Genomic DNA, 11,764 nt, shown 5'->3' with positions numbered 1-11,764 from the left:
CCACCGGGTCAGACAAGTCATGCAGGCGTACGCCCAGCCGGATATAGTCGAGCCCGACATTTTTAAGGTATCGACATGAGTAAACTCAGGCAAATGGAAGTGTTTATCGCCGTGGTGGAGGCGGGCAGCTTTGCCGATGCCGCGCATCAGGTCGGCATGTCGGCTGTGATGGTCGGGCGGCATATCCAGAGCCTGGAAAAAACCCTCAACACCAAACTGATCCAGCGCACCACCCGTCGCCAATCCATCACCGGGGAAGGGCGGTTGTTCTATCAAGAAGCCAAGCTGGCGATGGAACAGGTCAAGTACGCATTCAACCGGGTTGAGGCCTCCAGCTTCGAACCCGGCGGACTGCTGCGCATCACCGCGCCCATGACTCTGGGCGTGACGTTGGTGGGGCCGTTGGTGGCCGAGTTCATGCAGCGCTACCCGGCTGTGCAGGTGGAGCTGATCCTGAGGAATGAAGTGTTCGACCTGCCCTCTCGCAGTGGGGGAACGAGTTTATGTACGAACCCGGCGAAGTCGGCTCAGTGATGGTCGACGCAAGGGACCGTAAGCCAATACAGAAACTGGAGTTGGTTTCAGTAGATGGACGCAATCTCACGCCAGAAGATATCGCTACCAAGCTGGGCGTTCCACACTGAGTTTTCCGTGACTTCACGAGTCGCTCTGACTAGCGGAGTGATCTCTTCATAACCGCTCCTCAGCGTTGGCGGAGCTTAGTGGAAACGCGACCCAGGTCGGACCGACTCGCCGTCCTGTCTGAAGGACCCGCGTAACCCCTCGATGACCTGATTGATCGTGGGTCCTTGAGTTGCCGGTGGCTCCGGGTTCTCGCCAAATTCACGCCAGATGAACAGCGTCAGTTCCGCTCCATCAGTCAGCGACTGCGCGTTCTCGTTTGTTGCGAAGGTTTCCAGAATTCTGTATCTCCCATCCTTCCAGAACAGCTCTTCGACCCAGTGGTACACCGGAATGAAGTGAAAGTGGATGGGGTAGCCAGGGTCATGCCCGAATCGACTGATGTAGAGCCACTTCGGCTTTAACTGCGACTCAATGGTCTTCTGAATGGTGGCGAGCAGGCCACCCAGTTCTGCCAGTGCACCGTCGGATAGTTCAGCCAGCGAGTTGACGTGAGTCCTCGCTCCCAGCATCAGGTAGCCGGGGAGGGCAGACGACAGGTGATGATTGAGTATCCAGTGAGCGGTTTCATGGATGATGAAGTGTGGTGCCAATTCCATGCGCGGGTGTCCATGATCGATCGGTCATACAGACTATCAAGGCATCACAGCATCGTCAGTTTTTGGTCGTTCTCTGCCGTTCGCGCGACTCGCCTGCCCCTCGTGTGCGTCGTCATGCAAGTGCAGCAGGTGGTCGCTATCGCTGGTCGGATCAGCTCCTGGTGGTTTCTGGAAGCTTGGCGATCACCTTGATCTCGAACTCGAAGCCATAGAGCCACGTTACGCCGACGGCGGTTAACGTCGGGTGCGGCGAGTGTCCCCAGAATTCCGGGACAACCTTCCAGATCGTTTCGAACTTCGATTCGGGATCGACGATGAAGATGGTTATGTCAATCACGTCGTCGAATGTGCAGCCGGCCGCTACCAGGATCGCGTTCAGATTGTTGAACGCGAGCCGGACCTGTGCCTCCAGGTCGGGCTCGGGCGAGCCGTCTTCGTTGCTACCGACTTGCCCCGAAACGAACAAAAAACCATTGGAGCGGATCGCCGGCGAATAGCGATTGCGCTCATAAAGCGCCTGGCGTCCAGGCGGAAAAACCACATCACGCTTTGTCATATCTTGCCTCCATCAATGGGTCAAAACCGACCCTGAACTAACGATGGAAGGACTTTAAGGACTTGTGCTTGCCCGATAAACGAGCAACTGTAGCTATCACTGTTTGTAAAATCCAAACAATCCGATAGCTATCCGGGGCAGAAATGGACCGTTTCGATGCGATGCAGGCATTTGCTCGGGTGGTGGAAGTTGGCAGCTTCACCAAGGCGGCCGAAACCTTGCATATGAGCAAGACCAGCGTGACGCAACTGGTGCAGCAGTTGGAGGCACGGTTGCGCGTCAAATTGCTCAACCGCACGACGCGCAAGGTCAACGTAACTGCCGACGGCGCTGTCTATTACGAACGCGTGGTGCGGCTGCTGGCCGACCTGGACGATGCCGAGACTAGCCTGTCCAGTGCATCAGCGCTGCCCAGGGGCCGGTTGCGAGTGGATGTGCCCAGCCCGCTGGCCAGCCTGATTCTAGTGCCGGCATTACCTGCGTTTCACGCTCGATACCCCGATATCCAGATCGACATGGGCGTAAGTGATCGTATCGTGGATCTGATCGGTGAGAATGTGGATTGTGTCGTGCGCGGCGGCGAGCTGACCGATCAGTCGCTAATGGCACGGCGGGTCGGCGACCTCCAGCTTGGCGTTTATGCGGCGCCGAGCTACCTGGAACGCGTCGGTACGCCCTCGCATCCGCGAGAGCTGGAAGATTCCCATCATCGTATCGTCGGCTTCCTGTGGGCGCGCACCGGCAAGGCCCTGCCGTACGCCATGCGCCGCGAAGGCGAGAGTGTGCAGATCCAGGGTCGCTACGTGTTATCGGTCGACGATGGCAATGCCTATATCGCGGCTGGTCTGGCCGGCCTGGGAGTTCTTTGGCTTCCAGACTACATGTCCAAGGCCCACCTGGCTCGTGGCGAGTTGGTGCCCCTGTTCGAGGACTGGCGACTCGATCCGATGCCGATATACGTGGCATTTCCGCCGAACCGGCATATCAGCATCAAGGTGCGCGTGTTCATCGATTGGGTCGCTGACCTGATGGCACAACATGCGCCTGTCACACCCCTCTATGGTCGAGCTGAGACAACTGCTCATCACCGTTTTAGATAGGCTTGCGTAGCTTCTTCCATCAACGCTCTACCATCGATCAAGCTCAGGCCGGCGAAGTCTACTAACGCGGCGATGTAACCATCCGCAAAGCCCTTCTCATACAACCGATCGTCTTCATCGAGTTCTTCAATCATGGCGTCTATCAGCACGCGGGTGGCGAGTTTAAGCCTCTGCGTGTCCATTCTGATCCACCTCCGATCTACCTTTTCGAGCCGCGCTCGTTTCCACCTATTTTAGTGAGCGAGCTGGAAAAATATTGAGCCTTTTATCGGGGATCAATACCATAGCTGCGCACCACCACCTGCCCTCACACGGTCAGTATGCAAGTGTGAGGGCGAAATCCCTATTGCTGTTCTTGCGCGCTCACTCGGGCCGGCGCAGCCCTATTCGATGAGCTATGATTTTTGGCCGAACTCATGGAGCAGGTTACTAAAATGAAGACGTTCGGTAGGCGATTGAACGAGGAACGCACGGCTCTAGGCCTCTCCCAGCAAGAATTCGGCGCTCTGGGAGGTGTTTTGGCAAACGCCCAAAGCAAGTACGAGAAGGGCTCTCGGTTTCCCAGGGCCGACTACTTGACGGCCATCGCAATCGGGGGCGTTGACGTTCTCTACCTTTTGACGGGGAAGAAGTCCCGGTTTAAAGAAGATCTGTCCGATGAAGAAACCCAAGTCATCGAGAATTACCGCCGCCTTAACCAAGGCGATCGGAATGCCATTGCACGGCTTGTGTCATCGCTTGCTGGGTTCACGGCACCGGGCAACAGTGACTCCTGAGACTGTAGTACTACAGGCCTCACTTTCAGGACGGGCAAGAATCATTCGGGTGTTTGTCCCCAGGGCTGCCGAAAGGCGGTCCAACATTTCTGCTTCAACCTTGCCTTCATTGCAGCCTTCACCAAGGACGGCGCAGCTTGCTGTGTTGTCGCCTTCAGCGCTGCGGTAGACCGCCACTATACTGCCTGGCCCAGCGCCAGTATGTCCGCAAAGTGTCAGGCCACTATCCACCTCACCAATCATCAGGCCGAGGCCATAACCGGGAGAGGTCCAAGGCCGCCCGGGGATTGGTCCACCAAGGGTGATCGCCGTTTGCATCTCCCGCAGCAGCAAAGGGGGAAGGAGGTGCCCAGCCAGCAGCCGGTCCAGGAACAGGGTCGCTTCTGCAAGCGGACCTACCAGCAAACCGTGATAGACCCAGCCTGGGTCGTATGTTGACGCCGCTCCGAGACACACGTCAGCCAAATCCTCTCGCGTCCTTGCGAGGCGAACATGTGCCAAGCCGAGGGGCGCAAACACGCGTTGAATCAGCGCTTCCTCAAGAGCCAGACCCGTCACACGTTCAAGAAGCCTCGCCACGAACATGTAACCTACGTTGGAGTATTGCCAGTTGGCTCCAGGTTCATAGCGCAACCTGGAGGCATCGAGACGCTGCATCATTTCATCTGCTGACCAGGGGGCCTCACCATGGGTAACTGCAGCATGGTATTCAGCAAGCTCCCCGTAGTCCGCTAGCCCGGCCTCATGCCTCAGTAGTTGGCGCAAAGTGAATGGGCCTTCGAGAACAGTGTCGTCAAGTCCGATCAAACCGTCGCGCACCAATGACAGGGACGCAGCAGATAGCACCGTCTTGGTAAAGCTCCACCAGGGAACCACCACGTCGGGTCGCTCAGGCGTCAGCATATTACCGTTCGATACAAGGGAATAAAGCATTGTTTGACTGCTCTGGATTGAGGGGCAGACCGAGCGCTGAAGGCCTGCCTTTGCTCATTTTATAAAGGTAGATACTCTGTCAAGCCTTCTCTTCACAAGCCAGCGGCAGATTTTGCTGCTGCTATTCCTGCAGTGAGCTCACCCCCTTTCCTTCGCCAGGATCAATGAAGTAATGGCACCGGCCCACCCGGCCCACCCGGCGCCCAAAGCTGATACTTCGATACTGCAGTCATAAGCGTCTCCACCTCGAGGCGCAGACGTTCGACCTCATCGACAGACTTCACGCCTTTCGCTTCGTTATATCGCCGCAATGCCTGCAGAGCCGTAACCGTCTGGCAAATACACCTTCCTAGCCTCATCGCCAGACGTAGCCAAGGTGTCACCGGGAGAAGCGATTGTAGTGGTCAAGATTGAGCGGTTGGTAGGGGGTTAAAAGCCAATACGTCCGGGTTGAATCAGGAACTATATGAAGCGTGACGGCAGTCGCCGGATAAGCGTTTGAACTGGCTTATTCGGCTATGAGTTGGTGATCGGTGATTGCCTGATCGCGAAGCAGCGCCATAATCTAGCGTGTTTACACTCATAGGGAATTGTCATGCCCATCCGCCCTTTTACCTTGGCCGTCACCGATACTCAGCTGAGCGACCTTCATCAGCGGCTACGCAATTCACGTTTACCCGACGCCTTAAAGCCAGACAGCTGGGAGGATGGTACCAATTCGGCTTTTCTTCAGCGTCTCCTTGAACATTGGTGCAACCACTTTGATTGGCGAGATCAAGAGCGGCGGATCAATCAGTTGCCGCAGTTCATGACTGAGGTCAATGGCCAAGCCATTCATTTCCTGCACCAGCGCGGGAAGGGGCACAAACCCATGCCTCTGGTTATCACCCACGGCTGGCCAGGTTCATTCCTGGAAATGGAACAGTTGCTCCCGCTACTCACTGACCCTGCTGCCCACGGTGGCGATGCCGCTGACGCATTTGATGTGGTGGTGCCGTCTCTTCCAGGCTACGGCTGCTCGCCTGCACCGACCCAGGCCGGGATTAGCTCAAGACAGATTGCGGCCCTCTGGAAAGCGCTCATGGGGCAGCTGGGGTACGGCCGTTTTGGCGCCCAAGGAGGGGATATCGGCGCTGGAGTTTCAATGTGGCTCGCCCGTGATCACCAACCCCAAATTATCGGCGCTCATCTCAATTACATTCCAGGGAGCTATCGGCCGCCCCTAGGTGCCGACCAAGATGCTTTGAGCGAGAAAGAACAGGATTTCCTGGGTCGGAGCAGCCACTTTGCAGCCACTGAAGGGGCCTACGCTGCGTTGCAGAGCACGAAACCTCAGACACTTGCTTTCGCATTGGCGGACTCGCCACTAGGGCTTGCAGCGTGGATAGTCGAAAAGTTTCATGCGTGGGTTGATCATCCCGACGATCTGGAACAGGTATTGTCGTTCGACACGCTTCTAACCGATATTGCCCTGTACTGGTTTAGCGGGAACGTGCAGGCAAGCTTACGGCTATATAAGGAAAATCGGCAAAACCCACTGACGTTCAAGCCAGGGGAGCGGGTCGACCCGCCATTAGGCGTAACACTATTTCCTAAAGAGCTGCCTATGCCTCCGCGTAGTTGGGTCGCACGTGTATTCGACGTGCACCGCTGGGAGCATGCCGCCCATGGAGGTCATTTCGCAGCGCTGGAGCAACCTCAGATCCTGGCCGAGGAAGTCAGAGCATTCTTCAGGCCTTTGCGGGGATAGCGGGCTTTTAATACACCTTGCATAGTTATAAGGGCGCTTATCTGTGCGGCAGCAGTTCGGCAATTTCACTCGCCCGCTGCGTCGGCAGTCGCGTCAGCACATCTTTGAGATAGGCATACGGATCATGCCCATTCATGCGCGCCGACTGGATCAAGCTCATGATTGCTGCTGCCCGTTTGCCGCAGCGTAACGAGCCAGCGAACAGCCAGTTCGAGCGTCCAAGCGGCCACGGCCGGATCTGGTTTTCGACTGTGTTGTTATCTATGGGCACAGCGCCGTCCTCGATATATCGAGTCAGTGCCGTCCAGCGCTTGAGGCTGTAATCCAGAGATTTGGCGATAGCCGATCCTTCGGGCACAAGATCGCGCTGGGCCAGCATCCAGGTGTGCAGTGCGTTGAGAATGGGCGCCGCTTTTTCCTGGCGTATTTGCCAGCGATCTTCATCGCTCATATCCCGCGCTTGCCGTTCGACTTGGCCGGATTCAAAGAGGTCGGCGGGATGATCGGCACGCTGGTGTCGATGTCGTTTCTGTTCGCCATTGCGCTGATGAACCTGGTTATCCTGCATTCAGTCATTCGGGCTTTTCGCCTAGTTCGAAAGGGCGAGCCCTACGTCGAGGAAAACTTCGACCTGTTGATGGCCAATCGCGGATTCATGGCGCGGATCTTCCGTCCCCTGTTTCGGCTGATCACCAAAAGCTGGCACATGTACCCGCTCGGTGTGCTATTCGGCCTGGGGTTCGACACGGCGACAGAAGTCGGACTGTTGGGGATTTCCGCCGCCAGTGCGGCACAGGGCATGCCCATCTGGTCGATTCTGGTGTTCCCGGTGCTGTTCACCGCAGGCATGACGCTCATCGACACCACCGACAACATCCTGATGCTGGGCGCCTATTGCTGGGCCTTCGTCAAGCCGATCCGTAAACTGTATTACAACATCACCATCACCGCAGTCTCGGTGCTGGTGGCGCTGATCGTCGGCAGCATCGAAGGGCTTGGCTTGCTCGCCGACAAGTTTGGTTTCACCGGCGTGTTCTGGGACACGGTTGGCAACCTGAACGATAATTTTGGAATGATGGGTTACATCATTGTTGGCGTCTTCATTCTGAGTTGGCTGATCTCGGCGGCCATCTACAAATGGAAACGTTTCGAGCATATCGAAATTCAAACGTGATCTCTCAGTTTATGACGGTGCGGCTCACGTCGTTGGCGCCCTGAGTCTGCGTATGCTTATGAAGGGCTCCCTGCATGCTCCGGCGACTTTAGCTGGCAAAGTTCCAGGCAATGCTGTTGCATGGGAATCCAACGACGGAACACAAAATAAAGTTCACTTGAGAGTATGTGAATGGGCCGATTTCTGTCTGCCACAACTGGCCGAAATCGACCCATTCGACTTCCTCGATAACGGGCGTTTGCGACCTGAGTTATCAGGTCATATGCGGCCTTCCTGAGCGTTGGTTGAACGGTGAGCCAGTTGAGTCAGGTCATGGGATTATCACCGTTTCTCCTTGTGGGGAATAAATGGGTTACTCACAGTGGGCGACTTTCTGTGGCGGCCACGTGCACGTAGCAAGCGACGCCAACCGAGGACGACTCCAGTGACGCTGATGGCCAGGCCACCGAGGCTGAAAGCGATGATCAGCACCTCACGCCATGACGAGCGCTCCAACAGCGGCAACCAATCCCAGCTGTGCAGCAGGTTGAACAGCCAGCGACTGGCGCGACCGCGTTGGTCGAGTTGCTCGATCAGTGTGCCGCTATAAGGGTCGATGTGAACCCAAGTTCCAGCCGGGTCGTCGAAGCGAACGCGTAGCATCGGTAATCGCTTAATTTTGTTGCCGTACATGCTCTGCTCGGCGCGGGCGTAGTAGTAAAAGTCATAGGCAGTCAGCCATTGGAGTTCTACGTGCGCACCTGGAAACATCGCTTGCGCTGCTCGTTCCAGGGCAATTGAAGGCAGTCGGGCCTGTGGCTCGGCGTCGCCGCCGGTGAGCATTATCCGACTGTTGCCGACACCGTCGTAAGCCACCAGATAACCTTTGCCACCGATGACCTTCCATTCCAGCTCACGTGGCTGTATGCCGGCCTGGTCGAAATGCTTGATCGTCTCTGCAATCGGCAACGCCAACCCATCAGCGTGCAACTCTGCTCCGTAATAGGCGGCCGGTGGCAACACCGACTGGTTATCCAGCAGATGCCAGGGGCGCATCGACATCAGGCCACTGAAGATCCAGGCGATTAATACGAAGCCGAACAGCAGCCCGCCGATATGGTGCCAGCGGGCGAAGCGACCGGGGTAGGGCGAGCGCGAGCCGCTGCGATAGGGTTTGGCGAAGCGCCAGCGCAACAAGCCAACTACCTGGCCAAGTATTGCCAGTACAGTGCCAGCCAGCGACAGGTAGATGACGATGTCTGCCCAGGCTGACGCAACAGTTCTGCGCCGACAGCTGCGGCAGACGTGCAAGGTGTTCCGCAGGCGTCAGCTTTGGATAGCCGACATACAGCATTACTACACCGGACACGAACCACAGCGCCATAAACAGACACAGCGCAATGCCCAACCAGCGGTGCCAGAGGTACAGATAGCGTTTCATTGCTGTTCCTCGCTTAGAAGCGCGTATCCACTGCTACTTCAAAGGTTCGGGGTGCGCCCTGGTAATACATCGTGCCATAGGCCTGCTTGGCATAGATTTCATCAGTCAGGTTGCGCACGCGAGCGGTAACCGCCGTGTTCTTGTCCACTTTGAAGCGGGCGAAAGCGCCGTACAGCGAGTAAGACGGTGCTTTCAGGGTGTTGGCGTTGTTTGCGTAGACCGAGGCCACATAACGCGCGTCCATCCCGACGTGCCACGATGGCAGGATTTCGTAGGTCAGCCAGAAGTTGCCGACATGGTCGGGTACGTTGGTCGGCGTGTTGCCCTTACGAGATACGGCCTGGCCCCCGACGTTCTCGCTGAAGTCGTCGTACTGCGCATCGACGTAAGCGAAGTTGCCTTCGGCCATCAGCTTGCGCGTGACTTGCAGTTTGCCGGCTAGTTCGATGCCTTTTGAGGTTTGCTGGCCGGCCTGGATGGTGTTGTTGATGTTATTGGGGTCGGTGACCGAGAAATCCTTGCGCACGATCTGGTAAACGGCGAGCGTCGCCGAGCCACGACCATCGAGGAAGTCGAACTTGCTGCCGACCTCCATCTGCTCGCCGGTGGTCAGGTCGGCGTTCTGCGCCTGGGAAAAGGTCGCCGAGGCCAGTGAGCCTGCCGGTGGATCGGCCGCAGTACTGTATTGCACGTAGACGTTGGCGGCTGGAGTCAAGGCGTAGACCAAACCGATGCGACCGGTGACGGGTTCCCAGGTACGCTCGAAGAAGGCCGGACTGGTGGGCGTGACCGCGCCGTAGTTGGTCACTTCCATATGCAAGTGGTCGTAGCGCAGGCCCGTCAGCAATGCGAGTCGATCAGTCAATTCAAGGCGGTTTTCGAGGAACCCGGCCAAGGTGGTGACTTCATGCTTGCGTACTTTCTGTAACCCGCCATTGACGCCGGGGATATCGTAGAAACTGCCTGGATCGAAGTTGTCCGGGTCAATCGTGTCGTAGGGGGAGGTCGAGAACTTGCCGTTGGGGTGCAGCTTTTGCTGGTTGACCGAGTAGTCGAAACCGGCGGACCACTGGCTGGTCAGCCCGAACAAGGTATTGTCGTGGCGTAGCTCGAAGCGGTTGCCGTCGACCTGTTGATCATGCCGTTGCAGGTAGGCCGAGTAGCGGCTCACCAGGCTATTGTCGGCGTTGTAGCGATAGTTCTCCAGGTTACGGTAGTCGCGCTGGGCGTCGTAGTGATACAGGGTATTTTGCAGGCTGGTGCTGTCATTGACCTGATAGTCGATGATCGAGCGCACCCAGCGCACGCGCTGTTCGTAACGGCCATCCTCGACGTTGTAATTCTCGAAGCGCCGGCTTTTGTCGATCTTCATGGTATCGCCGACCGGGTTCAGAATCGGCGAACCCCAGTAGGGGCTGTCCTCTTTGTCTTCCTGGTATTCAAGGGCCAGGGTGTGGCTGAGCTGTGGCGTCAGATCGCTGAGGATAGAGAATGCAGTGCTCACTGACTCGCGCTCGTTGCGGTCCATGTAACCATTGCTGCCCGTACGGCTGACATCCAGACGAGCAAAATGGTGCGGGTCAGGGCCAGGACTCAGGGCATGGTTGACCCCAAGGGCCAATTCGGAGGTGTCGTAGCTGCCATAACGAACGCGGCCTTCTACTGCCTGCTCTTCGCGGCTGGCCAACTTGGTGATGTAGTTGATCGAACCGCCCACCGCCCCAGCGCCATAGAGGAAGGTGGACGGCCCGCCGATCAGCTCCACGCGGTCATAGATCCAGGCATCCACCGGGCGTGTGGCGCTGCTGTAGCTCATGCCAATGCCGTTATACAGCTGGGTGATCTGGTTGCTGGTGAAGCCGCGGTAGGCCACGAAACCGCCATAGCCAGGGTTGGCCGAGGCGTTGATCCCAGTCATGGAGTTGATGACGTCCTGGGTGTCTTTGGCGCCGCGCTCTTCAATGATCGCACGGTCGGCGACACTCACCGAGGCGGGTGTTTCGCGGGCGGTCAGACCAAGGCGTGAACCGGTTTTGATCGGTTGATCGAGGATCAGGCCCGAGGGCTGTTCCTGGCGGGCGGAGATAGTAGTGCTCGGCAGGTTGAGGGCATTGTCATCGGCCCAGGCCAGATTGCAGGCACCGATCATCAGCACCAACGAAGTGTTTCTTGTATTCATCGACAGCTTCCACGCAAAAATGTGAGGGCCGCACCTGAAAGTCCCTGCGGCTGCGCAAATGCGCAGGCAGGCAACGTCAGGCCGAGAGAGTCACTGCGAGTGAAGCGTCGGGGGAAGCGCGGGGGTTGAGAGCAGGCCACACATAGCGGGGTGGCGGCTGCGCCAGGCTGCGTACGATGATGGGGTTTACGGTGTCGCCCGGCACATAGTCCAGCGCCCAGGCCAAGGTATTGATGGCTACCGCCACGGCAAAGGAGGAGCACATGGGACAGGACAGCTGCGTCGCCAGGTGTGGCGCAGGATCATCTGAATCGCTGGCATCTATGTAGGGGCCATGCTCGCTACTGACAGAGCAAAAACCGCCGTTCAGCCCGGCTAAGCTTAGAGCGCTCATCTGCCCGTGATGAATTCCGCAGGCGAACAGACTGAACAGGACGCTGGCGTACAGCACCCATGCAATCGGCGATCGGTCATTGCGGGCTACTTTCATGGGCGGCGACTCTAGCACTGAATTTCTTCCAGGGAACAGATGTTGCAAGTGACCGATTGTCGCAGCGCATTAATTTGTTAAGCAGGGAAACGAGCAGCCGCAGCGGGCCTGAGTAAACAGGCCCCGAACATCATCAACACAATAG

General features: G+C 57.3%; 11 protein-coding genes and 2 pseudogenes. 5 read left to right on the top strand and 8 right to left on the bottom strand.

Annotation, left to right across the window (positions count from 1 at the left end; all coding sequences use genetic code 11):
• Nucleotides 1–75 precede the first annotated feature (75 nt).
• Complete coding sequence (locus ACA064_RS18590) at nt 76–534, top strand: LysR family transcriptional regulator (protein ID WP_497669436.1); 459 nt, start codon at nt 76–78, stop codon at nt 532–534.
• 185 nt (nt 535–719) lie between these two features.
• Here ACA064_RS18590 and ACA064_RS18585 read toward each other — a convergent pair whose 3' ends face one another.
• Nucleotides 720–1,241 (bottom strand): HIT family protein, encoded by a 522-nt coding sequence (locus tag ACA064_RS18585; protein WP_497669435.1) that lies wholly within the window; start codon nt 1,239–1,241, stop codon nt 720–722.
• 151 nt (nt 1,242–1,392) lie between these two features.
• On the bottom strand, nt 1,393–1,797 hold the full coding sequence (locus ACA064_RS18580) for a RidA family protein (protein WP_497669434.1): 405 nt from the start codon (nt 1,795–1,797) through the stop codon (nt 1,393–1,395).
• Between the two features lie 143 nt (nt 1,798–1,940).
• Between ACA064_RS18580 and ACA064_RS18575 the strand changes: the two genes are divergently transcribed.
• A complete protein-coding gene (locus ACA064_RS18575) occupies nt 1,941–2,897 on the top strand; it encodes a LysR family transcriptional regulator (RefSeq protein WP_497669433.1) in 957 nt (318 codons plus the stop codon).
• On the opposite strand, the gene ACA064_RS18570 is transcribed toward ACA064_RS18575, so the two are convergent.
• Nucleotides 2,882–3,079, bottom strand: coding sequence for a hypothetical protein (locus ACA064_RS18570; RefSeq protein WP_497669432.1), 198 nt, complete (start codon nt 3,077–3,079; stop codon nt 2,882–2,884). The genes ACA064_RS18575 and ACA064_RS18570 overlap by 16 nt on opposite strands.
• Nucleotides 3,080–3,331: 252 nt before the next feature.
• Here ACA064_RS18570 and ACA064_RS18565 point away from each other — a divergent pair, with 252 nt between their 5' ends.
• Nucleotides 3,332–3,673, top strand: a complete 342-nt coding sequence (locus ACA064_RS18565) for a helix-turn-helix domain-containing protein (protein ID WP_497674278.1) — start codon at nt 3,332–3,334, stop codon at nt 3,671–3,673.
• Here ACA064_RS18565 and ACA064_RS18560 read toward each other — a convergent pair.
• Complete coding sequence (locus tag ACA064_RS18560) at nt 3,629–4,606, bottom strand: serine hydrolase domain-containing protein (protein WP_497669431.1); 978 nt, start codon at nt 4,604–4,606, stop codon at nt 3,629–3,631. The two genes, ACA064_RS18565 and ACA064_RS18560, sit on opposite strands and share 45 nt — an antisense overlap.
• 595 nt (nt 4,607–5,201) lie before the next feature.
• On the opposite strand from ACA064_RS18560, the gene ACA064_RS18555 reads away from it, so the two are divergent.
• Complete coding sequence (locus ACA064_RS18555; protein ID WP_497669430.1) at nt 5,202–6,356, top strand: epoxide hydrolase family protein; 1,155 nt, start codon at nt 5,202–5,204, stop codon at nt 6,354–6,356.
• 37 nt (nt 6,357–6,393) lie between these two features.
• Here the strand turns inward: ACA064_RS18555 and ACA064_RS18550 are convergent.
• Nucleotides 6,394–6,831 (bottom strand): annotated as a pseudogene (locus ACA064_RS18550) (IS66 family transposase); the annotation flags it as partial.
• Here ACA064_RS18550 and ACA064_RS18545 point away from each other — a divergent pair.
• Nucleotides 6,742–7,530 carry a HoxN/HupN/NixA family nickel/cobalt transporter gene (locus ACA064_RS18545; RefSeq protein ID WP_497669429.1) on the top strand — a complete coding sequence of 263 codons (789 nt, stop codon included), beginning with the start codon at nt 6,742–6,744 and terminating at the stop codon, nt 7,528–7,530. The pseudogene ACA064_RS18550 and the gene ACA064_RS18545 sit on opposite strands and share 90 nt — an antisense overlap.
• A 321-nt stretch (nt 7,531–7,851) precedes the next feature.
• Here the strand turns inward: ACA064_RS18545 and ACA064_RS18540 are convergent.
• The 3 genes and pseudogenes from ACA064_RS18540 to ACA064_RS18530 all read right to left on the bottom strand — a co-directional run bounded on the left by ACA064_RS18540 (nt 7,852) and on the right by ACA064_RS18530 (nt 11,619).
• Nucleotides 7,852–8,950: pseudogene (locus ACA064_RS18540) on the bottom strand (hypothetical protein).
• A 13-nt stretch (nt 8,951–8,963) separates the two neighbouring features.
• On the bottom strand, nt 8,964–11,129 hold the full coding sequence (locus ACA064_RS18535; protein WP_497669428.1) for a TonB-dependent receptor: 2,166 nt from the start codon (nt 11,127–11,129) through the stop codon (nt 8,964–8,966).
• Nucleotides 11,130–11,205: 76 nt separating this feature from the next.
• The gene (locus ACA064_RS18530) at nt 11,206–11,619 is read right to left on the bottom strand and encodes a DUF2946 family protein (RefSeq protein ID WP_497669427.1); all 414 of its coding nucleotides are present in this window, start codon (nt 11,617–11,619) and stop codon (nt 11,206–11,208) included.
• Between the last annotated feature and the right edge of the window lie 145 nt (nt 11,620–11,764).

Source organism: Pseudomonas sp. LBUM1658, from assembly GCF_059716055.1.
Note: the sequence above shows the minus strand (reverse complement) of the source record. Positions and strands in the feature narration are given on the sequence as shown.

Coding starts and splice junctions, on each gene's coding strand:
- ACA064_RS18535 (WP_497669428.1), bottom strand. CDS start 11,129: ATGAATACAAGAAACACTTCGTTGGTGCTGATGATCGGTGCCTGCAAT.
- ACA064_RS18590 (WP_497669436.1), top strand. CDS start 76: ATGAGTAAACTCAGGCAAATGGAAGTGTTTATCGCCGTGGTGGAGGCG.
- ACA064_RS18555 (WP_497669430.1), top strand. CDS start 5,202: ATGCCCATCCGCCCTTTTACCTTGGCCGTCACCGATACTCAGCTGAGC.
- ACA064_RS18560 (WP_497669431.1), bottom strand. CDS start 4,606: ATGCTTTATTCCCTTGTATCGAACGGTAATATGCTGACGCCTGAGCGA.
- ACA064_RS18530 (WP_497669427.1), bottom strand. CDS start 11,619: ATGAAAGTAGCCCGCAATGACCGATCGCCGATTGCATGGGTGCTGTAC.
- ACA064_RS18570 (WP_497669432.1), bottom strand. CDS start 3,079: ATGGACACGCAGAGGCTTAAACTCGCCACCCGCGTGCTGATAGACGCC.
- ACA064_RS18565 (WP_497674278.1), top strand. CDS start 3,332: ATGAAGACGTTCGGTAGGCGATTGAACGAGGAACGCACGGCTCTAGGC.
- ACA064_RS18585 (WP_497669435.1), bottom strand. CDS start 1,241: ATGGAATTGGCACCACACTTCATCATCCATGAAACCGCTCACTGGATA.
- ACA064_RS18580 (WP_497669434.1), bottom strand. CDS start 1,797: ATGACAAAGCGTGATGTGGTTTTTCCGCCTGGACGCCAGGCGCTTTAT.
- ACA064_RS18575 (WP_497669433.1), top strand. CDS start 1,941: ATGGACCGTTTCGATGCGATGCAGGCATTTGCTCGGGTGGTGGAAGTT.